This is a genomic window from Pseudomonas sp. MYb327 (assembly GCF_040438925.1).
GTDB lineage: Bacteria > Pseudomonadota > Gammaproteobacteria > Pseudomonadales > Pseudomonadaceae > Aquipseudomonas.
This window is the reverse complement of the sequence record NZ_CP159258.1, coordinates 1269924-1295071: the sequence shown is the minus strand read 5'-3', so window position 1 is coordinate 1295071 and position 25148 is coordinate 1269924. Positions and strand designations below refer to the sequence as shown.

23 protein-coding genes are annotated in these 25148 nt (G+C 60.2%); 11 read left to right on the top strand and 12 right to left on the bottom strand.

All coding sequences use genetic code 11. The features are described from left to right. Positions 1–10: 10 nt before the first annotated feature. Together ABVN21_RS05785 and ABVN21_RS05780 are read left to right on the top strand one after the other, a co-directional pair. Positions 11–826, top strand: a complete 816-nt coding sequence (locus tag ABVN21_RS05785) for a gamma-carboxygeranoyl-CoA hydratase (RefSeq protein ID WP_339553052.1) — start codon at positions 11–13, stop codon at positions 824–826. Next, on the top strand, positions 826–2781 hold the full coding sequence (locus tag ABVN21_RS05780) for an acetyl/propionyl/methylcrotonyl-CoA carboxylase subunit alpha (protein WP_339553051.1): 1956 nt from the start codon (positions 826–828) through the stop codon (positions 2779–2781). The genes ABVN21_RS05785 and ABVN21_RS05780 overlap by 1 nt, the downstream gene beginning before the upstream one ends. 39 nt (positions 2782–2820) lie before the next feature. Here ABVN21_RS05780 and ABVN21_RS05775 read toward each other — a convergent pair whose 3' ends face one another. Then, the gene (locus tag ABVN21_RS05775; protein ID WP_339553050.1) at positions 2821–3459 is read right to left on the bottom strand and encodes a LexA family transcriptional regulator; all 639 of its coding nucleotides are present in this window, start codon (positions 3457–3459) and stop codon (positions 2821–2823) included. 130 nt (positions 3460–3589) lie between these two features. Here ABVN21_RS05775 and ABVN21_RS05770 point away from each other — a divergent pair, with 130 nt between their 5' ends. Further along, positions 3590–3931: a DUF3077 domain-containing protein gene (locus ABVN21_RS05770; RefSeq protein ID WP_339553049.1), complete on the top strand. Its 342-nt coding sequence runs from the start codon at positions 3590–3592 to the stop codon at positions 3929–3931. A gap of 407 nt (positions 3932–4338) precedes the next feature. Here ABVN21_RS05770 and ABVN21_RS05765 read toward each other — a convergent pair whose 3' ends face one another. The 5 genes from ABVN21_RS05765 to ABVN21_RS05745 all read right to left on the bottom strand — a co-directional run bounded on the left by ABVN21_RS05765 (position 4339) and on the right by ABVN21_RS05745 (position 9151). Further along, positions 4339–5949 (bottom strand): gamma-glutamyltransferase family protein, encoded by a 1611-nt coding sequence (locus ABVN21_RS05765; RefSeq protein WP_339553048.1) that lies wholly within the window; start codon positions 5947–5949, stop codon positions 4339–4341. Between the two features lie 31 nt (positions 5950–5980). Further along, positions 5981–6760 (bottom strand): amino acid ABC transporter ATP-binding protein, encoded by a 780-nt coding sequence (locus ABVN21_RS05760; RefSeq protein ID WP_339553047.1) that lies wholly within the window; start codon positions 6758–6760, stop codon positions 5981–5983. Position 6761: 1 nt separating this feature from the next. Continuing rightward, a complete protein-coding gene (locus ABVN21_RS05755; RefSeq protein ID WP_150701265.1) occupies positions 6762–7529 on the bottom strand; it encodes an amino acid ABC transporter permease in 768 nt (255 codons plus the stop codon). 11 nt (positions 7530–7540) lie between these two features. After that, positions 7541–8347, bottom strand: coding sequence for an ABC transporter substrate-binding protein (locus ABVN21_RS05750; RefSeq protein ID WP_339553046.1), 807 nt, complete (start codon positions 8345–8347; stop codon positions 7541–7543). 135 nt (positions 8348–8482) lie between these two features. After that, complete coding sequence (locus tag ABVN21_RS05745; protein WP_339553045.1) at positions 8483–9151, bottom strand: GntR family transcriptional regulator; 669 nt, start codon at positions 9149–9151, stop codon at positions 8483–8485. A gap of 332 nt (positions 9152–9483) precedes the next feature. On the opposite strand from ABVN21_RS05745, the gene ABVN21_RS05740 reads away from it, so the two are divergent. Then, entirely contained in the window at positions 9484–10623 is a 1140-nt protein-coding gene (locus ABVN21_RS05740) for a M14-type cytosolic carboxypeptidase (RefSeq protein WP_339553044.1), read from the top strand. Positions 10624–10725: 102 nt separating this feature from the next. On the opposite strand, the gene ABVN21_RS05735 is transcribed toward ABVN21_RS05740, so the two are convergent. Both ABVN21_RS05735 and ABVN21_RS05730 read right to left on the bottom strand, forming a co-directional pair. Next, positions 10726–11271 carry a cytochrome b gene (locus ABVN21_RS05735; protein ID WP_339553043.1) on the bottom strand — a complete coding sequence of 182 codons (546 nt, stop codon included), beginning with the start codon at positions 11269–11271 and terminating at the stop codon, positions 10726–10728. Then, a complete protein-coding gene (locus ABVN21_RS05730) occupies positions 11268–12353 on the bottom strand; it encodes a catalase family peroxidase (RefSeq protein ID WP_339553042.1) in 1086 nt (361 codons plus the stop codon). Before ABVN21_RS05730 ends, ABVN21_RS05735 begins: the two co-directional genes overlap by 4 nt. 164 nt (positions 12354–12517) lie before the next feature. On the opposite strand from ABVN21_RS05730, the gene ABVN21_RS05725 reads away from it, so the two are divergent. The 4 genes from ABVN21_RS05725 (at position 12518) to ABVN21_RS05710 (ending at position 16529) form a co-directional block, all read left to right on the top strand. Then, positions 12518–13024, top strand: a complete 507-nt coding sequence (locus ABVN21_RS05725) for a sigma-70 family RNA polymerase sigma factor (RefSeq protein WP_339553126.1) — start codon at positions 12518–12520, stop codon at positions 13022–13024. Beyond that, positions 13021–13773, top strand: coding sequence for an anti-sigma factor (locus ABVN21_RS05720; protein ID WP_339553041.1), 753 nt, complete (start codon positions 13021–13023; stop codon positions 13771–13773). The genes ABVN21_RS05725 and ABVN21_RS05720 overlap by 4 nt, the downstream gene beginning before the upstream one ends. Positions 13774–13977: 204 nt before the next feature. Continuing rightward, positions 13978–15102 carry a cell division protein ZapE gene (zapE, locus tag ABVN21_RS05715; RefSeq protein WP_339553040.1) on the top strand — a complete coding sequence of 375 codons (1125 nt, stop codon included), beginning with the start codon at positions 13978–13980 and terminating at the stop codon, positions 15100–15102. A gap of 122 nt (positions 15103–15224) precedes the next feature. Then, positions 15225–16529, top strand: coding sequence for a leucine-rich repeat-containing protein kinase family protein (locus tag ABVN21_RS05710; RefSeq protein WP_339553039.1), 1305 nt, complete (start codon positions 15225–15227; stop codon positions 16527–16529). A gap of 118 nt (positions 16530–16647) precedes the next feature. On the opposite strand, the gene ABVN21_RS05705 is transcribed toward ABVN21_RS05710, so the two are convergent. Beyond that, positions 16648–17352, bottom strand: coding sequence for a YebC/PmpR family DNA-binding transcriptional regulator (locus ABVN21_RS05705; protein ID WP_034146852.1), 705 nt, complete (start codon positions 17350–17352; stop codon positions 16648–16650). A 218-nt stretch (positions 17353–17570) separates the two neighbouring features. On the opposite strand from ABVN21_RS05705, the gene tssI reads away from it, so the two are divergent. Then, a complete protein-coding gene (gene tssI / locus ABVN21_RS05700; RefSeq protein WP_339553038.1) occupies positions 17571–18986 on the top strand; it encodes a type VI secretion system tip protein TssI/VgrG in 1416 nt (471 codons plus the stop codon). A 9-nt stretch (positions 18987–18995) separates the two neighbouring features. Here tssI and ABVN21_RS05695 read toward each other — a convergent pair whose 3' ends face one another. Together ABVN21_RS05695 and ABVN21_RS05690 are read right to left on the bottom strand one after the other, a co-directional pair. After that, positions 18996–20387 carry an FAD-dependent oxidoreductase gene (locus ABVN21_RS05695; protein WP_339553037.1) on the bottom strand — a complete coding sequence of 464 codons (1392 nt, stop codon included), beginning with the start codon at positions 20385–20387 and terminating at the stop codon, positions 18996–18998. 70 nt (positions 20388–20457) lie between these two features. Then, a complete protein-coding gene (locus ABVN21_RS05690; RefSeq protein ID WP_339553036.1) occupies positions 20458–21783 on the bottom strand; it encodes an MFS transporter in 1326 nt (441 codons plus the stop codon). Between the two features lie 268 nt (positions 21784–22051). On the opposite strand from ABVN21_RS05690, the gene ABVN21_RS05685 reads away from it, so the two are divergent. Then, complete coding sequence (locus ABVN21_RS05685) at positions 22052–22924, top strand: LysR family transcriptional regulator (protein ID WP_339553035.1); 873 nt, start codon at positions 22052–22054, stop codon at positions 22922–22924. 55 nt (positions 22925–22979) lie between these two features. Here ABVN21_RS05685 and ABVN21_RS05680 read toward each other — a convergent pair whose 3' ends face one another. Then, a complete protein-coding gene (locus ABVN21_RS05680) occupies positions 22980–23843 on the bottom strand; it encodes a LysR substrate-binding domain-containing protein (RefSeq protein ID WP_339553034.1) in 864 nt (287 codons plus the stop codon). A 109-nt stretch (positions 23844–23952) separates the two neighbouring features. On the opposite strand from ABVN21_RS05680, the gene ABVN21_RS05675 reads away from it, so the two are divergent. Further along, positions 23953–25062, top strand: a complete 1110-nt coding sequence (locus ABVN21_RS05675; protein WP_339553033.1) for a 2-aminoethylphosphonate--pyruvate transaminase — start codon at positions 23953–23955, stop codon at positions 25060–25062. Positions 25063–25148: the final 86 nt, after the last annotated feature.

The following is a 25148-nucleotide window of genomic DNA, read 5'->3' as shown; positions in this document are numbered from 1 at the left end:
GGAGAAAATCATGAGCGACTTCAATACCCTCGAACTGCTGACCGACCCACGGGGTTTTGCGACCCTGTGGCTCAGCCGCGAAGAAAAGAACAACGCTTTCAATGCCGAGATGATCCGCGAGTTGATCCTGGCCCTGGACAAGGTATCGAGCGATACCAGCCTGCGTTTCCTGCTGGTACGCGGCCGCGGCAAGCATTTCAGCGCCGGTGCGGATCTGGCCTGGATGCAGCAATCGGCAGAACTTGATTACCACACCAACCTCGACGACGCCCGGGAATTGGCGGAGTTGATGTACAACCTCGCCAAACTGAAAGTCCCGACGCTGGCGGTGGTGCAAGGTGCAGCCTTCGGCGGCGCGTTGGGCCTGATCAGTTGCTGCGACATGGCCATCGGCGCCGATGACGCACAGTTCTGCCTGTCGGAAGTGCGCATTGGCCTGGCCCCGGCGGTGATCAGTCCGTTCGTAGTGCAAGCCATCGGCGAACGTGCCACGCGGCGCTATGCCTTGACCGCCGAACGCTTCGGCGGTCAACGAGCGCGCGAACTCGGTCTGCTGTCGGAGAGTTATCCGATAGCCGAACTTGAGCAAAAGGTCGAACAGTGGATCGATAACCTGCTGCTCAACAGCCCCGCCGCCATGCGCGCCAGCAAAGATCTGCTGCGTGAAGTCGGCGACGGCTCGCTGAACCCGGCATTGCGCCGCTACACCGAAAACGCCATCGCCCGCATCCGCGTCAGCCCCGAAGGCCAGGAAGGCCTGCGCGCCTTTCTGCAAAAACGTCCACCGGGCTGGCAAGCCGAAACCACCGCCAAGGAGCCGCGTTGATGAGCGCACCTGTTATCACTTCCCTGCTGGTGGCCAACCGTGGCGAGATCGCTTGCCGGGTGATGCGCACCGCCAAGGCCCTGGGCCTGACCACCGTGGCCGTGCACAGCGCCACTGACCGTGACGCCCGCCATAGCCGCGAAGCCGACATTCGTGTCGACCTCGGTGGCAGCAAAGCCGCGGACAGTTATCTGCAAATCGATAAATTGATCGCTGCCGCCAAGGCCAGCGGCGCCCAGGCGATTCATCCGGGTTATGGTTTTTTGTCGGAGAACGCCGGGTTCGCCCGTGCGATAGAAGCGGCCGGCCTGATTTTCCTCGGCCCCCCCGCCTCGGCCATCGACGCCATGGGCAGCAAATCCGCAGCCAAAGCCTTGATGGAAACCGCCGGCGTGCCGCTGGTGCCCGGTTATCACGGCGAAGCCCAAGACCTCGACACCTTCCGCGATGCCTGCGAACGCATCGGCTATCCGGTGCTGCTCAAAGCCACGGCGGGTGGCGGCGGCAAAGGCATGAAAGTGGTCGAGGACGTTAGCCAGTTGGCCGAAGCCCTGGCCTCGGCCCAGCGTGAAGCGCAATCATCGTTTGGCGATTCGCGGATGCTGGTGGAGAAGTACCTGCTCAAACCACGTCACGTGGAGATCCAGGTGTTCGCCGATCAGCACGGCAATTGCCTGTACCTCAACGAACGTGACTGCTCGATTCAGCGTCGACACCAGAAAGTCGTTGAAGAAGCGCCCGCTCCGGGCCTCAGCGCGGAACTTCGTCGTGCCATGGGCGAAGCGGCTGTGCGTTCGGCGCAAGCCATCGGTTACGTCGGCGCCGGCACCGTGGAGTTTCTGCTGGATGCGCGCGGCGAGTTCTTCTTCATGGAAATGAACACGCGCCTGCAGGTTGAGCACCCGGTCACCGAAGCCATCACCGGCCTCGACCTGGTGGCCTGGCAGATTCGTGTGGCGCGTGGTGAACCGCTGCCGATGACTCAGGCTCAGGTTCCGCTGAACGGCCACGCGATTGAAGTGCGGTTGTACGCCGAAGACCCGGGCAATGATTTCCTGCCGGCTACCGGGCGCCTGGAGTTGTATCGCGAATCGGCCGCAGGCCCGGGACGTCGAGTCGACAGCGGCGTTGAGGAAGGCGACGAAATTTCGCCGTTCTACGACCCGATGCTCGGCAAGCTGATTGCCTGGGGCGAAGACCGTGAACAGGCACGCTTGCGTCTGTTGAGCATGCTCGATGAGTTCGCGATTGGCGGGCTCAAGACCAACATCAACTTCCTGCGCCGGATCATCGGTCACCCGGCGTTTGCTTCGGCGGAGCTGGATACCGGGTTCATTCCGCGTTATCAGGAACAATTGTTACCGCAACCGGCGGCGCTCAGCGATGAATTCTGGCTGGCCGCCGCCCAGGCATTTTCCCAGAGCCAGCCTCGTTCACCGCGCGCCGATGACCCGAGTTCGCCCTGGGCCAACAGCAACGGTTTCCGGGCGGGATTGCCGACAGAAATCACCTTGCACTTGAGCTGCGAAGGTCAGGATCGCGCGCTGACCTTGGGTGCCGTCAATTCCGGTACAGCGCAACTCAAAGGCGGGCATTTACTGACCGAGCACGACGGCGTGCGTCGCCAGCATAAGGCGATCCGCCATGGCGACTCTGTGTATCTGCAATGGGATGGGGAACTGCGCCGCATCGAGTCCTACGACCCGATCAGGGCCGTTGAAGCCAGCCACAGCCATCACGGCGGACTGACCGCGCCCATGAACGGCAGCATCGTGCGCGTGCTAGTGGAGGCTGGGCAAACGGTCGAAGCCGGGGCGCAACTGGTGGTGCTGGAAGCGATGAAGATGGAGCACAGCATTCGTGCGCCACACGCCGGGGTGATCAAGGCGCTGTATTGCCAGGAAGGCGAGATGGTCAGTGAAGGCAGTGCGTTGGTTGAGCTGGAAGAAGCGTGAAATGACGATCGGTCCTACACCTTGCGAGGACCGATCTGATCAGAATTTGGCTGTAGCCTGAACCACCACGCCGATAATTCGGCACTCTTCGGTGTAAAGCGCTTTCGGATAGGTCGGATTGAGCGGGACCAGGTAACGCTGCCCGCCCTCTTCGATCAGCTTGCGGAAGATTGCCTCGCTGCTGTCTGGCCATTGGGCGATGACCAGTTTGCCTGGGACCGCTTCCACGTCCGGGTCCACCAGTATCAACATGCCTTCGGCGATGCTGAGGCCACTGGGTGCGGTCATCGCATCGCCCAAGACGGTTAGCCAGAACGCCGCGCCCTGAGCGTGGTAGTCGGACAGTTCGAAACGGTATTGCGTCAACTCGCCATCACGCAGCTCACCGGTTTCCTGCCAGTCACTGACCGGGTAGCGGAAGTACGGGTTGTACTTGTGTGTCAGACAAATCCCGTCGTCCTGTGAGTCTGCAGGCTCCCTGATCACCAGCGCCACCTCCAGAAAACCCAGGCCCAGCGCCTGCAAGACACGATTCATGTCATCGAGCCCGGGCTGACGACGTTTATTCAGCCAATGACCAACGCCACCCTGGGACATTCCGAGGCGCTCGGCGAGTATTTCTTGAGTGACTTTGAGTTCACTCATCTTGGCCTTGACCAATTCGATCCATTTATCCATGTGCGGCACGATACGTGGCAGCCTCCGGCCATCAAAACACAAATTGTAGTATTAAAATTAGGGTCACAAATACAGATCGTACTAGGATGAATTCACGGATCTGAATCTATCACGGAGCTTTGCCATCACCATGACCCAACCCGCCAACGACCTGCCTGAAATGCAAATCGACACCTCCCTCACCTCGCCCCAAGGCTCAGCCGCGGCCCAGCGAGCGCTTGATTACTATTTGAAACCGACTGTTTCAGAGGAAGGGGGAGAGGAACGCTTCTTTGACGTGAACCGCAACATCAGCAGCGAAGAAGCGTTGGTGCATGCTTCGGATCTGCTGCGTTGTGCAGCAGCCACTGCGTACGAGTCAGCCAATCACTTGCAGGGTTCAAATCGGGATCTGGCGTTCTCGGCGGTGCATATGATCGACATGGCCAAGGCCATGGTAGATCGATCCCTGGAGGGACATCAGAACGGTTGAGGCGAAGGAATCAGAGAAAGGACTGGAAAGAGTTTTCCAATCGCGCAGATAAAATCATTTGACTTGCAAACGAGAATGATTATTATTGCATCAGCTGATCGCGAGATCAGTCGATGGACCAAGGGACCTTAGGTCGGCCTCTTGGACTATCTCCTCATCAGGCTAATCACGGTTTTTGACCCGGCTTTTTGCCGGGTCTTTTTTTGCCAGTTTTCTGGCTTATGGCTTCAGGCTAATGAAGTCTTTGGGTGTCGCAAATCAGATGGCGCGGATGATATCAAAAGAATATTTGTTGGCAAGAGAAGCCCGGCATCATTGGGTCAAACTAAAGACAAATAGCACTTGAGAATCAATTGCATAATCTCTAAGCTGCGACCGCGTCAAGGAGGACGCCCCCCTCGCCCACCTCAATAAACCGCTATATGCGAGTCCGCCCGCGGCTCCGTACCGCCGCACAGCACACCGGTTTCAGGATCACGCAAAATGATCTGCCCTCGCCCGTAACTGGTCAGGTCGCAGACCACTTGCACGTCGTGCCCACGGCGCGCCAAAGCCGCTGCCATATCCCGAGAAGCGTTCTGCTCGATACCGACTTTCAACCCGCCCAGCCACTGCCAGCGCGGCGCATCCAGAGCTGCTTGGGGATTGAGCCCGAAATCCACCAGGTTCATGACCATCTGCACGTGCCCTTGCGGCTGCATGTAGCCCCCCATCACGCCGAAAGGCCCCATCGCCACGCCGTCTTTGCTGAGAAAGCCCGGGATGATGGTGTGGAACGTCTTTTTCCCCGGCGCCAGGCAATTCGAATGCTCGGGATCAAGGCTGAACTCCTCTCCGCGGTTTTGCAGGGCGATGCCACTGTCGGGCAGCACGACGCCCGAGCCAAAACCGTGATAGTTGCTCTGGATGAACGAAACCATGTTGCCTTCGGCGTCGGCGGTGGCCAAATAGACGGTGCCACTGGCGTGGGGATCACCTGGCTGCGGCGCCACGGCCTGCTCGCCGATCTGTGCGCGTCGATGATCCGCGTAGTGGTCGCTCAACAAATCCGCCACCGCGACCCGCATGTGCTCCGGGTCGGTGATGTAGTGCAACCCATCGCTGTAGGCGAGCTTCATCGCTTCAAGCTGACGGTGCCAGGTCTGCTGACTGTCTCGGTGATCAAAGTCGAACCCTTCAAGCATCTTCAACGCCATCAATGCCACGAGCCCCTGCCCGCTCGGCGGAATTTCCCAGACATCGACACCGCGATAACTAACCTTGATCGGCTCGACCCATTGCGCACGGTAATCCTGCAAATCACTGGCGCGCAGATAGCCGCCCGTGGCCCGCGAATGTGCGTCCAGCCGTTGCGCCAGGGCGCCGCGGTACAGACTTTCGCAACCAGTATTGGCCAGTTCGCTCAAGGTTTTCGCCTGCGCCGGATTGCGGAACAATTCACCGGCTCGCGGTGCGCGGCCGTCGATCAGAAAGGTTTCGAACCAGCTCTCAAGTACGTTGCTGCGGTCGGGGGTGAAATCGTCCAGCGCGGTTTGCCACTGCAACGCAACCACCGGCGACACGGGAAAGCCATCTCGCGCCAGACTGATCGCCGGTTGCAGCAAGTCGGCAAAGGGCAAACGACCGAAACGCGTGGAAAGCTCCGCCCAGGCCGAGGGACAGCCCGGCACCGTCACCGGCGTCCAGCCATGCAACGGCATTTTTTCATGGCCGGCAGCTTTCACCGCTTCAATGCTTAAGGCCTGTGGGGCCGAGCCGTTGGCGTTCAAACCGTGCAGTTTGTCTTGCGTCCACACCAGTGCAAAAGCGTCACCGCCGATACCGCAACCGGTGGGCTCGACCACGGTCAGCGCCGCTGCCGTGGCAATCGCTGCATCAATGGCATTGCCACCGCGACGCATGATTTCGATCCCGGCCTCGGCGGCCAGCGGTTGTGAAGCGGCGACCATGCCGCGCTTGGCGAAGACACTTTGACGCTGTGAGGCGTAGGGATACTCATGGGCAGAAAATTTGAACATGGCAGGACTCACACAAATTTGTTGGATGGACTCACAGCACGCGGCTGAGAAAAGCGCGGGTACGGGCGTGCTTGGGCTGACTGAAGATCTGCTCGGGCGGTCCCTGCTCGATCAGTTCACCTTGATCGAGCACCACCACCCGGTCGGCCACTTCGCGGGCAAAGCCCATTTCATGGGTGACCACGACCATGGTCATGCCCTCCTCGGCGAGCTCCTTCATGACTTGCAGCACTTCACCCACCGTCTCGGGATCGAGGGCGCTGGTGGGTTCGTCGAACAACATTGCCTGCGGTTTCATCGCCAATGCCCGGGCGATCGCCACCCGCTGCTGCTGTCCACCGGACAACATCGAAGGATAGTGATCAGCCTTCTCCGCCAACCCAACGCGCTTGAGCAACGCCCGCGCCTGCTCGACCGCTGCCGCGCGCGCCACGCCGAGTACCTGAATCGGCGCTTCGATGATGTTTTCCAGGGCGGTCATGTGCGGGAACAGGTTGAAGCGCTGGAACACCATGCCGATGTCCCGGCGCTGCCGCGCGATATTGCGCTCCGAATCGCGGGCGAGACTGCCATCGGCCCGGGTGCGGTAACCCATCGGCCGACCGCCGACGCGGATTTGCCCAGACTGAATGTCTTCGAGCAGATTGATGCAGCGGATAAACGTGGTTTTGCCCGAACCGGAAGCGCCGATCAGCACCACCACCTCGCCCCGTCGCACTTGCAGGGAAATGCCCTTGAGAATTTCCAGGTCGCCGAACGACTTGTGAACATCCAGCGCTTCGATGACCAGTTCTTCACTCATGTGCGCCATCTCAACGCCCCCTCAGCAATTTCATGGTGTTGCGACCGAACATGCGGCTGGCGGCCGGTGCCGGACGATCAGACTGTCCAAAGCGCGCTTCGAGCCAGCGCTGGAAAAAGCCCCAGAGCGTGGTCAATGCCAGGAAGTAGATGGCCACGACCAGGTACAACTCGAACACGCGGAAGGTCGCCGAGGTCACCATTTGCGTGCTCAGCAGCAACTCCTGCACGCCGATCACGCTGACCAGCGTGGTGTTTTTCAGCATCACGTTGAACTCGTTGCCCAGCGGCGGGACGATCACCCGGAACGCTTGCGGCAGGACGATGCGCCGCATCAACTTGGGAAACGTCATGCCCAGCGAACGTCCGGCTTCGTACTGCCCCTTGTCCACCGCGCCGATGCCGGCCCGAATGATCTCGGCCATGTACGCGCCTTCATTGAGGCCCAAGGCGATGATCGCGGCCTGAATGTTTCCCGGCACAATGAACCAGCCCAGGTCCAGGTCTTCAAAGCGAAAAATGCCCCCCGCCGCCAATGCCGTGTACAGAAAAACGATCTGCACCAGCAACGGCGTGCCGCGCATCAGCCACACGTAAAAGCGCACCGGGTACTGCAACAACGGATTACTCGACAGCTTCATCAACGCCGCGATCAGCCCCAACACACAACCGAGCAACATGGCCGAAACGCTGATCAGGCAGGTCAGCCACAGCCCCGTCAGGTAGACATCGCTGGGCTGCAACAGGTACTGCCAGAACACATCCCAATTGAAATTCATCAGGTTCGCCCTCAGTCCAGTTTGTCGCTGTCGACATGCCATTTACTGAGGAGCGCGGTGTAACTGCCGTCGGCGCGCATGCCTTGCAGGACTTCAGTCAGCGCCGCCGTCAACTGTGGATCACCTTTGCGCACGCCAAAACCGGTAAGGATACGGTTGAACGCCGGAACGGCCGACTGGAACAGATCCGGAGCGAGCTGCTGATAGTGACCGGCGGATTCGACCGTGGTGCCGAAGGCGTCCACCTGATTGATGCGCAGCGCCTGAAAGGCATCAGCGTCGACGTTGTACACCACCAGTTTCATCGGTGGTTTGCCGGCCGCTTCGAGCTTTTCGTTCTCCTTGCCCAGCAGCATGCGAATGGTTGAACCGTTGCTGACCGCGACCTTGAGACCGGACAGATCCTCCAGGGTGTTCACCGATTTCGGGTTGCCCTTGGGCACCACGATGGACTGGCTGGAATACATGAAGTTGACGATGTCGATCACCTCGCGGCGCTCAGGCTTGTCGAATAACTGGTCGACGATCATGTCGCACTGTTGCGCCAGCAGCGCCGGGATCAGCCCGGCGAAAGGCGAGATTCGCCACTCCACCTTCTTGTCACCCAGGCGCTGGGCAATCGCTTCGCCCATATCAACCTGCAGCCCCACCGGTTTTTGCTTGGTGTCGAACGACACCAACGGTGGCGAGTCCATGCCGGAGCAATAGACGATCTTCTCGCTTTTGCTCAGGCGCTCGGGTAACTCAGGGGCGGCGAACGCCCATTGCGAACACAGACTCAAGGTGAACACGGCAACTAACGCGCAAGGCTTGTGCATGGCATGACTCCAGTTGGCTGCAACGGATGTCCCCGGTAGGAGCTGGCTTGCCAGCGATTTGGCCCTTGAGTCTGACTTCGCTCATACAACAGCCATCGCCAGCAAGCCGGCACCTACAGGGGTGTGGTGTCTGGTTTATTGGTGGGCTTCGAGAAATTGAATCAGTCGCGGGATGGTGCCTTCGATGTGTTCGCACACGACTTCCGCGGCTTTATCCGGGTCGCCGGTACGCAGTGCGGCGACAATCGAGGCGTGCTCGTCACGGGCGCTGCGGGGTTTGTCGGCGTGTTGCAGCCACAGGCGCATGTGCGGCTCGATCACCGAGTACAACGCGCAAATCTGCCGCATCAGGCGCGGACGTTCACTCAGGCTGCACAGGTATTCGTGGAAAGCGCGATGGCGGCTCACCCACTCGGCACCGTCTTCGCGGTAGTCGTCCATTTCGTCGAGCAAGCGCTCCAGATGACTGAAATGGCGCTCGGTGAGTTTCGGCACCGCCACCCGGATGGCGAGGCCTTCGAGGGCACTGCGCATCTCAAACACTTCACGCATCTCGTCGATATTCAAGCCACGAACGATGGCGCCCCGGTTGGGTCGCAGCGTCACCAGGCCATCGGCATCAAGGCGTCGGAACGCTTCGCGCACCGGCATGCGGCTCATGCCGATTTCGCCGGCGATGTCCTCGGCAATCAACCGTTCGCCGGTGCGGTAACGCCCTTTGCAAATCGCCTCCAGAAGAAAGTTATAGGCCTCCTCTTCGGCGGTAATCGGCTGGCGCTCGGAATAGACAGGGGCGAATTTCATCGACTGCACCTTTTGTATTTTTGTATCCAATTATCCATAAAGCCAATAAAGCACAGGACGTGCCAGATTCCACGCGTGACGTGCAGGTGATTGATTGGATTGATATATCGGGAATCGATGAAGCGTGCACGTGGCACCAAGCATCTTTGTGGACGAGTGGAAACGTCCCATTTTGTAACCTGTCAGCCTCAAAACGGTGCTGGTGGTAACACGGATGATCGCTACGCTTGAGAGAACGGGTCACAGCGAGTGAAACGATTTTTCATGCGCTCCTAACCCCTTGCTCTTGCGTGTAAAGTAGCCGCCATAAAATCTCAAACAGGAACCCGCCCGTGGCTAAACTCGATATCACTGCCAATTTCGACAGCGGCAACATCCAGGTCATCGACCTCAGCGACCCGCTCAAGCCACTGCTGGCCATCCGCCCCGATACCAAAAGCAACCACTTCCAATGGTTCCACTTCAAAGCGAGCGGCCTGCACGTCGGACAGGAGCACTGGTTTCGCCTGAACAATGCCAGCCAGTCTTCTTACAACAAGGCTTGGGACGGTTATCAAGCCGTCGCCTCTTACGATCATGTGAACTGGTTCCGCGTGCCGACCATTTTCGAAGGCGACTGCCTGCGTTTCTGCCTTGAAACCACGCAAACCCACGCCTGGTTCGCCTACTTCGAACCCTACAGCCGAGGCCGTCACGACTGGCTCATCGAACAGGCGCTGACCAAGGCTGGCACCGAACTGCTGGCCACCGGCAAGAGCGTCGAAGGCCGTGACATTCAACTATTGCGCAAAGGCACAGGGGCCGAAGGCCGCCGCAAAGTGTGGATGATCGCCCAGCAACATCCGGGCGAGCACATGGCGGAATGGTTCATGGAAGGCGTGATCGAGCGCCTGGAAAAACATGACGATCCGGTGATGAACAAACTGCTGGCCAGCGCCGATTTGTATCTGGTGCCGAACATGAACCCGGACGGCGCCTATCACGGTCACCTGCGCACCAACGCCATGGGCCAGGACCTGAACCGCGCCTGGCAGAACGCCAGCCCGGAAATCAGCCCGGAAGTCTTTTTCGTACAGCAGCAGATGGAAAAGTACGGCGTCGACCTGTTTCTCGACATCCACGGCGATGAGGAAATTCCCTACGTGTTCACCGCTGGTTGCGAAGGCAACCCGGGCTACACGCCACGAATCGAAAAACTCGAAGAGCACTTCCGCAGCCATCTGAAGCACCTGACCAAGGACTTCCAGACCAAGCACGGCTACACCCGCGACGAACCGGGCAAAGCCAACATGACCTTGGCGTGTAACAGCGTGGGGCAGAAATACGACTGTTTGTCGCTAACCCTGGAAATGCCGTTCAAGGACAACAATGACGCGCCGAATGCGCTGACGGGTTGGTCGGGCAAGCGTTCGAAGCAGTTGGGCAAGGATGTGTTAACCACCGTTGCAGAGATGCTCGATACCTTGCGTTGATTGCACTTTTAAGATCAAAAGATCGCAGCCAGCGGCAGCTCCTTGAGAGGGTATGCACTCCCCTGTGAGCCGCCGCAGGCTGCGATCTTTTTCGAGCAGCGATTAACCGCGATCCTTACCCCGCAACATGCTGTCCAGCACATCATCACGCCGCACCCAGGCATGGAACAACGCCGCCGCCAAATGCACCAACACCGTCAAAAACAGCAGATAAGCCAAGTACCCGTGCGCCTTGCGCAGGAACGCGAACACCTGCGCATTCGCCGCCACGATCGATGGCAGTTGCACGGAACTGCCGAGCATCACCGGCTCGCCCGACGCGGAAATCATCGCCCAACCGAGCAGCGGTAAAATCAGCATCAGCGCGTACAGCAATACATGCGATGCCTTGGCCGCCAGCGCTTGCCAACCCGGCAGATCAGCCGGCAATGGTGGCTGTTGAGTCGAGAAGCGCACAACCAGACGCACAATCACCAGCAACAGAATGGCGACACCCAAGGGCTTGTGCAGGTTGATCAGCCACTCATGGCGTTCAGACACGGACGCCACCATGCCCGCGCCGATAAACAGCATGGCAATGATCATTAACGCCATCAGCCAGTGCAGCAGACGCGCCAGTGGAACGAAGTGGTTCGGTTGGGCGCTCATTGCTTGGCCTCCTGTTTGGCGGCGGGTAACTGGCTGACTTCACTGGTGCGACGCAGATAGGACGTGGCGTAACCGGCTGAACGCGCGGCGAGCAGCGGGTCGTCGGAACCTTCGATCCCGGCCGGCAACACCAGCGGGTCATAGTTAATGTCACGACACTCGCCATTGAGTTGTGGCTGAGTGCTTTCAAGGACCAGAGTGCCGGCGTTCAGCACCTTGCGGCCATCGGGCCAGGCCTTGCTCGCGTCGTTGACCGGATCACCGGGGCTGGCAAGAGTGATGTTCAGTTGCCAGCGCAACGGCCCGGCGGCCATGCGCTGAACCAGGTCTTTTTCCAGATAGTCACTGCCTTCCGGTGCTGTGGCGCCCGGTGCATCCTGAGCCACTGGCACCATGCTCCAGCGCACCGCTTGGCGTTGCCCCGCTGCGTTCACCAGGTAAAAGGCGTTGACGCTGTTGTAGGTTTCCGTGACGTAACTGGCCGATGGCTTGGCGGTCTTGATCCAGGCCAGGAACGGTGCGGCTTCCGGGTGCGAACCGAAGAACGCCGGCACCGCGGCGGGGTCCGGTTTACCGGTGGCCGGAAGGGGGGATTGCGCCTGCTGCAATTGATAGAACGCCTCGGGCGTACCTACCGGGAACACTGGCATGCTGTTCATCCCGGTGCGCCACTGCTGGCCGTTGGCCTGAGTGAACCGCAGCGCCAGGCTACGGATCGGCACGGCGTTGTCCGGCGCGTACGGATTACCCGCCGGTAACGCGAAACGTCCAACCACCGGAGTGCGTGCCTCATTGAACACCTGCGCCGACGAATAGCTGCGTGCTTCACCGCTGCTCTCGAAATGGCCGATCACGCACACGCCCTTGGAGTGATTACGGCGGAATCCGGGATGCACGCCGTTGTTGGTCTCCAGCACATTGATGAGTTTTTTTGGCGTCAGGCGCTGTGGGTCAAGTGTGCCGTTGACGTAGGCAAACGCCCCGGCCACAACAGCTACAACCACGGCGATGCCCGCCAGACGCAAGATCAGGCTCGCAGTACTCAAGGGTGGCCGGGTGGGCGGTGATGATCGATCTACCATGAAGGGCTCCAGGGCCATCGGCCACAAGTGAGAAGAACCAAGCAGACGAACCCCACGAGGGTTTATTCCCTCGTGCGGTATTTATTTTTTCAGGCGTGGAATAACCTCGAGTGCCGGGCGTCCTCCTGAACACTCAACTCAGCGTAGTGACTAGTCAGAACTTCATGAATGACATCGACGAACAACTGAGAGAAATCATTCCCAGATTGCGCCGGTTTGCCGTGTCACTGACGCGCAACCCCAGCAGTGCCGACGATCTGGTGCAGTCGTGCCTGGAACGGGCGCTGTCGAGCTGGGGCGACAAGCGGCCCGACGGCGACCTGCGGGCGTGGCTGTTTGCGATTCTATATCGGCAGTTTCTCGACGCTCACCGGCGCTCCCGACGCTATGCGCGAATGCTCGAATTCTTCACCGGGCGCGATGATGCGCAGCCTTCTGTGGAGCGCACCGTGATTGCGCAATCGACCCTCAATGCCTTCGATCAACTGCCCACCGAACAGCGCGCGCTGCTGCTTTGGGTGTCGGTGGAAGGCTTGAGCTACAAAGAGGTCGCGCAGATTCTCGATGTACCCACCGGCACCGTGATGTCCCGCCTGTCCCGGGCCCGCCAGGCTCTGCGCCAACTCAGCGAGGGTGAAATCACCCGCCCTTCCCTGCGGAGACTTAAATGATCAGCATCCCTCCGAGTGAGCGTGAACTGCACGCATATATCGACCACCAACTCAACGACGCCGACCGCGCGCTGGTGGAGACTTTTCTGGCGAGCAACGCGGAAGTTGCCGCGCAAGTTCGCGCCTGGCAGCAGGACGCCCAGCAACTGCGCGCGGCCCTGAGTGGTGCCTTGAAGCAAGAGGCCAATCCGGACCTCGACCCTGGGCTGATTCGCCAACGCCTGAAGCGCCAGTCCCGTCGCCACCTGGCGAGTGCCGCAATGTTGCTGATCGCCGTCAGCGTCGGCGGTTTCAGTGGCTGGCAGGCACGGGAAATGACGCTCGCCAGTGCACCGCTACCGATGGCCGATGCCATGCAGGCTTACCGTTTGATTGCCCAGCAAGGCCTCCTTCCGGCCGACTATAAGACCGGCGACAACGGCGACATGCAGGGCTGGCTCGACCGCTACTTCACACAGGCCAATCGCTTGCCTGACCTCGCTGGCGCCGGGTTCAAACCGGTCAGTGGGCGCCTGCTCAGCACCGAGCAAGGACCAGCGGCGATGGTGGTTTATGAGGATCAGGGCGGGCACAAGATCAGCTTCTATGTGCGCCCGCCGGGACCGAAAAATTTCCTGCTGCCGCGGGGCAGTCGTCGTGATGACGGGTTGCAGGCGGAGTACTGGTCGGGGGGTGGTTATAACTATGCGATGGTCAGCCCGGCGGATACACCGGCGGCGCAGATGCTCAGGCAAACCATAAACTTCTGAGTACGCATTCCCCTGTAGGAGCCGGCTTGCTGACGATGGCGTCCGTTCAGGCAACTGATCACCGCCATCGCTGGCAACCCAGCTCCTGCAGGATGTGTGTTTCCACAACCTCTGCCAACACAACTGGAAGCGAATTCGCCGCTCTGGTTACACTATGTCGCCGCAGGTCGGGAGCCTGCCTGAAGATTAGGGGATGACATCACAGTGACCGTTCGAACACCCAACCGCTCGCGCCTCACATCACGCTGGCCATCGCTGCGCCGCCTCTTCGGCAAGGCTGCACCCGCCAGTGGAGTCGCGACAGGTCGGGTCATCCACGATTACTTCCACCACAAGGCCCATTCCCAGGGCTATACCCTCAGCCACAGCCAACAACGCGTGATCGACTGCATGGCACAGCACGCCACAACGCTGCTGGGTGCCGGGGCAAAAACACTGCCCGGTCTTTACCTGCATGGCGCCGTCGGCCGTGGCAAGAGCTGGCTGCTCGACGGTTTTTTCCAGGCCGTTCCCCTCGCGGAAAAACAGCGCCTGCACTTCCATGAGTTTTTTGCCCGGTTGCATCAGGGCATGTTCAGCCATCGCGATCAGCCGGATGCACTGGCGACCACGCTGGATGAGCTGCTGCGCGATTGTCGGGTGTTATGTTTCGACGAGTTTCACGTGCATGACATCGGCGATGCGATGCTCATCACGCGGTTGTTCAAGGCGTTGTTTCGTCGAGGCATCCTGCTGTTGGTCACCTCCAACTATCCGCCGGAGGGCCTGCTGCCCAACCCGCTTTACCATGCGCGCTTCAAACCGGTGATCGACCTGATCAACGCGCGCATGCAAGTCATGGAAGTCGGCGGACCGCACGACTACCGCAGTCAGGCCAGAACCCACGCGCAACAGGTGTTCACCCAAGGCCAATACGTCTGGCCCGCCTCGCTGTCGCAACGTCAGGCGTTGAACCTGCCCTTAGTCGATGCGCCGGCCATTGCGCTGCCCGTCGGCACTCGCCATTTAGCTGCCCGTTACTGCGAAGGACGCACCATCGGCTTCACCTTCGCCGATCTGTGCGACCACCCGACGGCGGTCATGGATTACCTGGAATTGTGCCGGCGCTTCGATCACTGGATCATCGACCAACTGCCGAACCTGGCCGACTGCACGATTGCCGCCCAGCAGCGCTTCATCAACCTGATCGATGTTTTGTACGATCAGGACAAGCATTTGGTCCTGCTGGGTCAGCGTTCGTTATGCGAAAGCCTGGTTGGCGATGCCATCGATCTGGCGCGTACGCGTAGTCGGTTGGGGCAGTTGGTGGAAGTACGGGAGCCAGCGTGAGCTATAAGCGCCGATAATAATGGCGCCCCTTTGCGAGCTTGCTCGCGATGGCTATATGACAGGCAGTACCTCATTCCCGCTATCATGCCGCCCACTCATTCGATCAATAGCGAACCCCGTTCATGCACACCCTCGCCCAACTGCGCGCCGGCGCGCTGGCAGGCATCACTCGCCTGGACCTCAGCGACGGCCTGACAGAGTTTCCCCCGGAAATATTCGACCTCGCCGATTCCCTGGAAGTGCTCAACCTCAGTGGCAATGCCTTGAGCAGCCTGCCCGATGACTTGTACCGCCTGACCCGTTTGCGCGTGCTGTTCTGTTCAGACAATCGGTTTACCGAGCTGCCCGCCTGCCTGGGCCAATGCGCGGCGCTGACCATGGTCGGTTTCAAGGCCAATCGCATTGAACAGGTGCCGGGCGAGGCGCTGCCACCGCTGCTGCGCTGGTTGATCCTGACCGACAACTGCGTTCGTGAGCTGCCAACCGAACTGGGCGAACGCCCGCACCTGCAAAAACTCATGCTCGCCGGCAATCAGTTGCAGTGTTTGCCCGAGAGTCTGCGCGACTGCCACCGACTCGAACTGATCCGCATCGCCGCCAACCAACTGACCGAATTGCCCGAATGGCTGCTGACCCTGCCGAGCCTGACCTGGTTGGCCTACGCTGGCAATCCGCTGGAAACCGAAGCCGCCCTTCAAGCGACGGCGAGTATTCCCTGGTCGGATCTACACCTGGAGCAGCAACTCGGCGAAGGCGCTTCGGGGGTGATCCATCGGGCTACATGGACAACGCCGGATCAACCCGCCACACAGGTCGCGGTCAAACTCTACAAAGGCGAAATGACCAGCGATGGCTCGCCGCTGCACGAAATGAACGCCTGCATCATCGCCGGCGTTCACCCCAACCTGATCCGCGTTGAAGGACGGGTTGTCGACCATCCGCAACAAACAGCCGGACTGGTGATGCACTTGATCGACCCGAGCTTCCGCAACCTCGCCGGACTCCCGAGCCTGGCGTCCTGCAGCCGCGACGTTTACGCCGACGACACCCGGTTCAGTGCCGCGGCCGCCCTGCGCATCGCCCGTGGCATCGCTTCAGTGGCCGAGCATCTGCACAAGCACGGCATCACCCACGGCGACCTCTATGGCCACAATATCTTGCGGAACGAACACGGCGATTGCCTGCTGGGGGACTTTGGCGCAGCGTCTTTCCACGCCACGGCCGACAACCTGGAGAGTCGGGCCTTGCAACGCATTGAAGTGCGGGCATTTGGGGTTTTGTTGGGGGAATTGCTGGAGCGAATCGACTCAGGGTTGAGCAATGAGGAACGTCGGCGACTGGAAGATTTGCAGCAGCGCTGCTGTCAGGCAGATGTGTTGAATCGGCCGGGGTTTGGTGAGGTTGTTCAAGCGTTGTATGGCTGGTGACCGCTTCGCGGTCAATCGCGAGCAGGCTCGCTCCTGCAGTGGACCGAGTTGTCCGATTGGACCCGGTCTACTGTGGGAGCGAGCCTGCTCGCGAAGACGGCTTCACTGAAGAAACAAATTAACCCGCCAAGCCGACAAACATGTCCTGCACGTCATCGTGGTTATCGAGGCCTTCCAGGAAGGCTTCGACTTCAGCCATCTGCTCATCGCTCAGGCCGCTGACCGGATTTTTCGGCTGGTAGCCCAGTTTGGCCGACAGCACGGTGAACCCTTGCTCCGGCAGGGCTTTCTGTACCGCGTCCAGGTCCGTAGGTTCGGTCAGGAACAGGGTTGCGCCGTCTTCGCCCGGCTCGAAATCCTGGGCACCGGCTTCAATCGCGGCCATTTCCGGATCGGCGTCCGGGCTGTCCGGCGAAGCTTCGATCATGCCCACATGGTTGAAATCCCAGGCCACCGAACCGGAAGCGCCCAATTGGCCCTTGCGGAACGCGACGCGGATTTCAGCGACGGTGCGGTTGATGTTGTCGGTCACGCATTCAACGATCAGTGGCACCTGATGCGGTGCGAAGCCTTCATACGTCACGCGATGGTATTGCACGGTTTCGCCCAACAGGCCCGCACCCTTCTTGATGGCGCGATCCAGTGTTTCCTTGGGCATCGAAGCTTTCTTGGCCTGTTCAACCACCAGACGCAGGTGTGCGTTGGTGGCGGTATCGGCACCGTTGCGCGCAGCGATGGTGATTTCTTTCACCAGTTTGCCGAAGATCTTGCCCTTGGCGTTGGCTGCCGCTTCTTTGTGTTTAACCTTCCACTGTGCGCCCATTACTCACTCTCTTGTCTATGGCGCCGAGACATCTATTGGCCGACGCATGGCGCCAAGTTTATACGGCCTAAAGTTGGCAATCGACCAAAAATTCTCGCGGCTGATCGACATCTTCACCAACGGTTGTAGGGCGATTCTGAAACTTCGATTTGGCGTGTCCATCAAGGGCTGTGGTTTCGTACCCTCTGTGCCCGTACTCCATGGCAGAAGCGCGTTCGATGCACAACGACAAGGAAAGTCCCTTCACCCTGACCCTGCTCGACGATGACTTGAGTTTTCAGGTGGTGCAGTTCAATGGCCGCGAGGCGCTCAATCAACCCTTTCGATTCGACATCGAAGTGATCGGCCTGACACCGGCCCTGCACCTCGATCACTGGCTAGAGCAACCGGCGCTGCTCAGCCTCGGAGAAGGCCCGGGATTTCACGGTGTGCTGCACAGCGCCAGTTACGAACATCACGGGCCGCACCGGGTCGGTTACAAACTGGCGCTGGTGCCGGCGCTGCAAACGCTGGATCGGCATCGATCCAGACGCATTTTTCAGCAACTGAGCGTACCGATGATCCTGCGCCGGTTGCTGGAAGAACATGGGCTGCCCGATGACAGCTATCGCTTTGAGCTGGCGCACGGGCACTACCCGCTGCGGCCGTTTTGCATCCAGTACGAAGAAACCAGCCTGGCGCTGCTGCAACGGCTGTGCGAAGAAGAAGGTATTCACTACCACTTCGAACATCGCAGCGACGGGCATGTGCTGGTGTTTGCCGACGACAGCCTGAGTTTCCCGCAAGAACCGTTGTTGATGCCTTTTCGCAATGATGAACCCGACACTCAACGCAAGCCGGTCATCAGCGAGTTGTTCCAGCGCCATGATTCGCCGTCGTCGACCCCTCGACTGGCGACTAGAAACCGCGGAGCACCGGACACCGATAACGGAGCGGCCAACCACGTTTACCACCGACCCGCAACGCCCATGCTCCGGCCCGCCCACGAGCAACGGCATTGCGATCAACTGGCCCGTCGACTTCTGGAGCGAATGCGTTGCCAGCAGGTGCAGACCCACGGGCAAAGCAATCAACAGGCTTTACGAAGCGCCTCTATCGTCCAGGTTGAGGAACATCCGTTACCGGGATTCAACGATCAATGGCTGGTCACGCAAGTGCTGCATCAGGGCCAACAGGGTTCGATTCTGGTCGGGCACACACCCGACATGCCCCTGCGGTACCGCAATCAGTTCACGGCCATTCCCTGGTCAACCGTCTTCAGGCCGGCGCTGAAACAGACGAAGCCGAGCATCCCCGGTTACCAGCCGGCGCGAGTGTCTGGACCCGCCGGGCAACCGGCCGTGCTCGATGATCGAGGTCGAATTCAGGTAAACATATGGCCGACAACGGATGTTGATTCCGAAGGAGTCTGGGTGCCGGTCGCGGTGGATGCGTCTGACGCCCGGTTCAATCCGTCGGGGCTACCGCTGGCGGGGAGCGAAGGGCTGGTCAGTTTCCTCGACAGCGACCCCGACCGCCCGGTGTTCTGTGCCAGCAGCGTGCAGCGCCACAACCCGCGCCCCACCCGCCAGCCCAACCCCCGCAGCGACGCCCGCCTGCTGTTCGACTGGCTGATCAATCCCTCGGATCGTTAGCGTTCAACGTCAACCCTTGTCAGCCTTGCCGGCCGCAGCGGCGAACTTTGCCAGGCGCACATCCAGGTGCCGTGGCCGACGTCCGTGATCCTCGGCGCGCTCTTTGCGGCGGATGGCGTTGCGCACCATCAAAGAGCCGAGGTAACGAATCGGCTCTGGCGGGAAAAAGCCTAACGGACCATTGACCAAGGGCGAACGGGTCCAGGCATTGTCAAGTCCCTGGACCATCGACGCGAGAATCTGCCCGCCCATGTGGCATGGTCCGACGCCGCTGCCGGAATAGCCGAAACCATAAAACACGTTACCGCTGGCACTCATCTGCCCAAAGAACGGCAGCCCCGTAACCGAACGATCCGACGGACCGTTCCAGGTCGCTTCGACCTTGACGTTGGCAAAGGCCGGGAAGAAATCCCCGAGGCTGCTTTGCAACAGGCCCGCATACGGTGACGGCTGATCGAACACCGGCAACATCCGCCCACCGTAGGCGAAGGTGTTGCCACCCTTGCCGAGCATGATCCGGCCGTCCGGGGTGTTGTGGTAGTAGTGCACGAAGATCCGCGAATCTAGCACTGTGACACCGCTGGTCAAGCCGATTTCGTTGAGCAGGTCGGGCCGGGGTTCGGTGATCAGCATGTCGCTGGAGACGATCGCCACGCTGCGTTCGAACTGCGGAAACGCGCGAGCCATCCAGGCGTTCATCGCCAATACCACTCGATCGGCGCGCACGGTGCCGTTCGCGGTTTGAATGCCCGCAGGCTTGCCTTCCTCCAGTCCGGTCATGGCGGTGTTTTCATGAATCCGCACGCCGAGTTGCAACGCGACCCGGCGCAAACCGCGCACCAGTTTGCCCGGTTGCACACTGGCGGCGGCCGGGGAAAACCAGCCTTCGAGGTGTTTGCTGGAGCCCGCCATGCGCTGCACATCCGCCACCGGCCGCTGCGTGAACGAGTTGATGCCGTTGCGCTCCAGCGCCGCAATGACAGCATCGGTCGAGCCGACCTGGGCGCGGTTGGTGGCGGTGTAGAGAGTGCCATCGAGGCGGTAATCGGCATCCACCGCGTACTTGTCGCAGAAGGCGCCAATGGCGTGAATGCTGCTCTCGGATTCCTTGACCAGGCGCACGGCTTCTTCAACGCCGAACAACCGCTCCAGGGTGAAATACTTGGCCGACCACGACAATGCACAACCACCGTTGCGCCCACTGGCCCCGGCACCGCAGATGTCCGCTTCGATCAGCAACACATCCAGTTCGGGGTTCTGCTCCTTGAGCATGATCGCCGTCCACAACCCGGTATAGCCGCCGCCGACGATGCAGACATCGGCGCGGGCGTCGCCTTCCAGTGGCGGGCAGGTTTCGGACGTATCGGCCTTCAGGGCCTGGTCCAGCCAAAAGGGTCTCATGGGGCATTTCTCCGGTCAGATGTCCACGCGCTCGCCTGCCGCGGGCGCAACAGGCGGCGCGGGACAGGGTTCAGGTACGCAGGGGTTTTACGGTTATCGCTTGATTGGGTACGTAGGCAAAGTGAGTCCCCACTCCACCCGGACGGCTGTTCCAGTGCGGGATCAACACCAATGCCGAGAACATCGCGCAGCCGGCAAAGACAATGAACACGGTAACGGTGTCGAAATAGCCCGGCAGCAGCCCGCCGAGAATCGCTCCGACCGAGCCACAGCCGTTAACGAAACCCGCTGCCGTTGCGCCGGCCTTGGCGGTGCCGAAATCGATGGCCGCCGCGCCGCTGATCATCGAGTCCGGTCCATACAGCGTCAGGCCCATGACAAACAACAGCGCCACCACCAGCACCACGCTGCCGGTTTGCAAGGCGCCCATGAAAAACGCCAGGGATATCGTCAACGCCAACAGACTGATCACACAGGCCGGCATGCGTCGGGCGCCGAACAGTTTGTCCGAGGCCAAACCAATCAAGATCGGCCCGAGCAACCCGGCCAGCTCAAACGCCGTGGGAATGATCGCCGCACCGACCTTGCCCACCGAGGGCATCTGTTCAAAAACGATCACCGGCCCCCACAACAGAATCGCGTAGCGCGCTGGTTTCAACATGAAATACGCCAACCCCAGCACCAGCACCGTGCGATTGCGCAGGATTTCCCTGAAGGGCTCCCACATGCTGATCTTGCTTTGTGCTTCGGCTTGTTCCGCGGTCAACTCCGGTTCCGGTTCCACTGCCGGCAAACCGACGTCTTCCGGTTTGTTGCGTTGAAAAATGAAAAACAGCACCGCGACCAGCCCAACCACCACCGCACTGGAAATGAATGCCGCATGCCAGCTGCCGATCAGCGTATACGCCCACCACCCGGCAAACGGCGAGGCCACCAGACCGCCAAAGGCGTAGCAGGAACTCCACAGGCCCAGCACTCGCCCGCGCTGTTCGGAGGGAAAGAAACTGCCCAGGTTCTTGCACAGCCCCGACCAACCGGTGGACTGTGCCAAACCTTGAATCAACATGCAGGTGGCGAAGATCGGCAACGTGGCAAAACTGCCCATCACCAGCGCGGCGGCTGCCGAGATCAACAACCCACCGAGCACCACAACCCTTGGGCCGAAGCGATCAGCCAGGATGCCCCACGTGAATTGGCCGATGGCGTAAGCGGTGAGGTAAATGGCGTCGAGGTTGGCCATGGCCATTTTGTCGAGCATGAACGTTGGGTCTTCGCCGATGCCGAGTTTGGCAACGGAAAATGCTTTGCGGGTGAAGTAGAAAGCGGCGTAGGCGAGCCAGGTGATCGCGAAGATCTGCACGCGCCAACGCTTGATGGTGCCGATGTGCTTGTTCATTGTGGTTCTGACCTCAGGGTGTGAGTGTGCCGGCAGAATTGGAAGAAAACGCCTGTGTTTTTATTGTTAAGCACTGCGAAATCACCTTGTCCCTGTGGGCGATTCCGGTCAGATGAGTCCTGCTGTTGCACGCACAGGCTCATGGCCATCGTTGCTGATCGACTGAGCAGTCACCGGGGCTGAAGCGGATAAAAACAATTACTGATTAATAAGTGAAATCGATTTATCGTATTTCCAATATAAGCTCAGCTTGTTACTGGAGTTGTCGATGTCGGTTTCCCACGCCCAGCTCAAAGCCTTCCACGCCGTGGCCGTTCACGGAAGCTTTACCAAAGCCGCCGAGCGGTTGTTTTTGACGCAACCGGCGATCTCCGACCAAGTGCGAAAACTCGAAGAGCGTTACGGTGTTTTACTGTTCCACCGCAACAAACGCTCGGTGCGCCTGACCGATCTGGGCGAGCGCTTGTTGAGCGTCACCCAGCGTCTTTTTGTGATCGAGGCGGAAGCTCAGGAACTGTTGCAGGATTCCCAGGCGTTGCAGACTGGCAGCCTGATTCTCGCCGTGGATGCGCCGGTGCATGTGCTGCCGCAAATCGCCCGATTCTGCGACCGCTACCCCGGCATCAGCGTGAAGATTGAAACCGGCAACACCGATGAGTCGCTGTTTCGGCTTTTCAACTATCAGGCAGATCTGGCACTGCTAGGTCGCGACGTCAGCGACGAACGCTTGATCTCCCTGCCGCTGCGCAACGACCCGATGGTCGCGTTCGTGTCGCGTAACCATCCGTGGGCGGATCGCGAATCCATTTGCCTGGCCGACCTGGACGACACGCCGCTGGTCCTGCGGGAAATCGGCTCGGTCACCCGGCAAACGCTGGAAGAAGAAATGGCCGGTGCGGGTTTCCGTATCCGTCCGGCAATTCAGGTTGAAGGGAGGGAAGCCGCGCGGGAGGCGGTGGTGGTGGGGATTGGCGTGGGCGTGGTGTCGGCCGCGGAATTCGGTGCGGATTCGCGGGTGTGTGCGTTGCCGATTACTGACTGCAAACGCCGGCTGACGGAAACGCTGGTGTGCTTGCGCGAGCAGAGTTCTCGGCGGGTGGTGGCGACGTTTCTGGAGATGGTGCGCGAGAGTCTAGCGTAGACAGGCCCGGCCCCATCGCTAGCAGGCTAGCTGCTAGCGATACAGGCGCCTCGGTCTACCTGCCCGGCGCCAAGCCAAAAAACGCCTGAATCAAACGCAAATCCCGCCGCCGCTCCATGCACCCCATCATGTGCCGATTCACCAAACCCTCGCCAATGATCGGCACCGCCGCCACCCGTGGGTCGTGGCTCACTTCCACCGATGACACCACGCCCACGCCCAACTCGGCTGCCACCGCCTCGGTCACCGCTTCGCGACTGTCCAGTTCCAGCAACACCCGAGGATGCACGTTGGCCTGAGCGCAGGCCTCATCAAACGTACGTCGGGTAATCGAGCTCGGCTCGCGCAACACCATGATCACTTGATCCAGTTCCTTGAGCGGCACGCCTTTGCTGCGCTGCGCCCACGGATGACCTTCGGGTACCAGTGCACAAATGCGTGATTCGCTCAGGGCTTGCAAATGTAAACCCTTGCGCGGCTCGACCTCAGTCAACACCGCCACGTCGGCATGTTCGGACAACAACGCCGCGAGGGTTTCCTGGGCGTTGCCCAAACGCAGGTTCACCGTGATCCCCGGATACCGCGCGCGCAGGCTGGCGAGCATCGGCATGACCATGTGCGGCCCGTCCGCCGCCACTTCCAGGCGACCGGTGAGCAACTGCCGGTTGGCTTCCAGCATCACTTGCGCCTCTTCGGCCAGGCCGAACATCGCCCGGGTAATCGCCGCGAGTTTGGTGCCCTCCTCCGTCAACTCCACCCGGCGCGCGGTGCGGCGCAACAGGGTGATCTGGTAGTGCTCCTCCAGCGCCTTGATGTGCCCGGTGACCGCCGGTTGGCTGATGAACAGCCGCGCCGCGGCCCGAGTGAAGCTGCCCTCGCGGGCCACGGCATCGAAGGCGCGGAGTTGAAACAGGTTCATGAATAAGCCTCACTGATGGTTGGCATAACAATAAACAATTTGATTGATAACTCGGCAAATTGCAATTTAAGCCCCGTAGCTTCATCCCATCGATTGCGAGGACACGAGAATGAGTATTGCCGCCCCCATCCTGCTCACCCCCGGCCCGTTGACCACTTCGGCCCGCACCCGTCAGGCGATGATGGTTGACTGGGGTTCATGGGATGACCGCTTCAACCAACTGACCGCCAGCCTCTGCGAACAACTGCTGGCGATTATCAACGGCGCCGCCAGCCACCATTGCGTACCTCTGCAAGGCAGCGGCACTTTCGCGGTCGAAGCGGCGATCGGCACCCTGGTGCCGCGTGACGGCAAGGTCCTGGTGCTGATCAACGGCGCCTACGGCAAACGCCTGGCGAAGATCTGCGAAGTGCTGGGCCGCTCGTTCAGTACCTTTGAAACGGCCGAAGACGAACCGACCACCGCCGCAGACGTCGACCGCCTGCTGCGCGCCGATCCAGGCATTACTCACGTCGCACTGATTCACTGCGAAACCAGCACCGGTATCCTCAACCCGTTGGCGGAGATCGCCCAGGTCATCGAGCAACACGGCAAACGCCTGATCATCGACGCCATGAGTTCCTTCGGCGCCCTGCCGGTGGATGCGCAACAGGTGCCGTTCGACGCACTGATCGCCGCATCGGGCAAATGCCTCGAAGGCGTGCCGGGGATGGGGTTTGTCTTCGCTCGCAAGGAATCCCTGGCCAATGCGGCAGGTAACTCGCATTCGCTGGCGATGGATCTGTTCGATCAGCACACCTACATGGCCAAGACCGGTCAGTGGCGCTTCACTCCGCCGACCCATGTGGTCGCCGCGCTGCACGAAGCCCTGCTGCAATACAACGAAGAAGGCGGCTTGCCGGCTCGGCACGAACGCTACGCCGCCAACTGCCAGGCACTGATGGAAGAAATGAGCAAACTGGGTCTGCGCAGCTTCCTGCCGGCCGCGATTCAGGCGCCGATCATCGCCACGTTCCACGCTCCGAAAGATCCGCGCTATTCATTCAAAGACTTCTACGAGCGGGTCAAGGCCAAGGGCTACATCCTTTACCCCGGCAAACTGACCCAGGTCGAAACCTTCCGCGTCGGCTGCATTGGTCACGTGCAACCGAGCGAAATGCGCGAAGCCGTCGCGGCCATCGGCGAAGTGTTGCGCGAGATGGAAGTGCTCGACATCTGAAATTCCGGACGACCGAGCTTTTGTAGGAGCTGGCTTGCCAGCGATCCAATCACCTCGGTCCTATAGACATAGCCAATTATTGTTCA

Excerpts from the sequence above, each read along its gene's own strand:
- ABVN21_RS05785 (WP_339553052.1), top strand. The coding sequence starts at position 11 with ATGAGCGACTTCAATACCCTCGAACTGCTGACCGACCCACGGGGTTTT.
- ABVN21_RS05705 (WP_034146852.1), bottom strand. The coding sequence starts at position 17,352 with ATGGGCGCACAGTGGAAGGTTAAACACAAAGAAGCGGCAGCCAACGCC.
- tssI (WP_339553038.1), top strand. The coding sequence starts at position 17,571 with ATGCACAACGACAAGGAAAGTCCCTTCACCCTGACCCTGCTCGACGAT.
- ABVN21_RS05760 (WP_339553047.1), bottom strand. The coding sequence starts at position 6,760 with ATGGCGCACATGAGTGAAGAACTGGTCATCGAAGCGCTGGATGTTCAC.
- ABVN21_RS05685 (WP_339553035.1), top strand. The coding sequence starts at position 22,052 with ATGTCGGTTTCCCACGCCCAGCTCAAAGCCTTCCACGCCGTGGCCGTT.
- ABVN21_RS05680 (WP_339553034.1), bottom strand. The coding sequence starts at position 23,843 with ATGAACCTGTTTCAACTCCGCGCCTTCGATGCCGTGGCCCGCGAGGGC.
- ABVN21_RS05755 (WP_150701265.1), bottom strand. The coding sequence starts at position 7,529 with ATGAATTTCAATTGGGATGTGTTCTGGCAGTACCTGTTGCAGCCCAGC.
- ABVN21_RS05725 (WP_339553126.1), top strand. The coding sequence starts at position 12,518 with ATGAATGACATCGACGAACAACTGAGAGAAATCATTCCCAGATTGCGC.
- ABVN21_RS05765 (WP_339553048.1), bottom strand. The coding sequence starts at position 5,949 with ATGTTCAAATTTTCTGCCCATGAGTATCCCTACGCCTCACAGCGTCAA.
- ABVN21_RS05690 (WP_339553036.1), bottom strand. The coding sequence starts at position 21,783 with ATGAACAAGCACATCGGCACCATCAAGCGTTGGCGCGTGCAGATCTTC.
- ABVN21_RS05745 (WP_339553045.1), bottom strand. The coding sequence starts at position 9,151 with ATGAAATTCGCCCCTGTCTATTCCGAGCGCCAGCCGATTACCGCCGAA.
- ABVN21_RS05780 (WP_339553051.1), top strand. The coding sequence starts at position 826 with ATGAGCGCACCTGTTATCACTTCCCTGCTGGTGGCCAACCGTGGCGAG.
- ABVN21_RS05775 (WP_339553050.1), bottom strand. The coding sequence starts at position 3,459 with ATGGATAAATGGATCGAATTGGTCAAGGCCAAGATGAGTGAACTCAAA.
- ABVN21_RS05720 (WP_339553041.1), top strand. The coding sequence starts at position 13,021 with ATGATCAGCATCCCTCCGAGTGAGCGTGAACTGCACGCATATATCGAC.
- ABVN21_RS05735 (WP_339553043.1), bottom strand. The coding sequence starts at position 11,271 with ATGAGCGCCCAACCGAACCACTTCGTTCCACTGGCGCGTCTGCTGCAC.
- ABVN21_RS05730 (WP_339553042.1), bottom strand. The coding sequence starts at position 12,353 with ATGGTAGATCGATCATCACCGCCCACCCGGCCACCCTTGAGTACTGCG.
- ABVN21_RS05750 (WP_339553046.1), bottom strand. The coding sequence starts at position 8,347 with ATGCACAAGCCTTGCGCGTTAGTTGCCGTGTTCACCTTGAGTCTGTGT.
- ABVN21_RS05695 (WP_339553037.1), bottom strand. The coding sequence starts at position 20,387 with ATGAGACCCTTTTGGCTGGACCAGGCCCTGAAGGCCGATACGTCCGAA.
- ABVN21_RS05675 (WP_339553033.1), top strand. The coding sequence starts at position 23,953 with ATGAGTATTGCCGCCCCCATCCTGCTCACCCCCGGCCCGTTGACCACT.
- ABVN21_RS05770 (WP_339553049.1), top strand. The coding sequence starts at position 3,590 with ATGACCCAACCCGCCAACGACCTGCCTGAAATGCAAATCGACACCTCC.
- ABVN21_RS05710 (WP_339553039.1), top strand. The coding sequence starts at position 15,225 with ATGCACACCCTCGCCCAACTGCGCGCCGGCGCGCTGGCAGGCATCACT.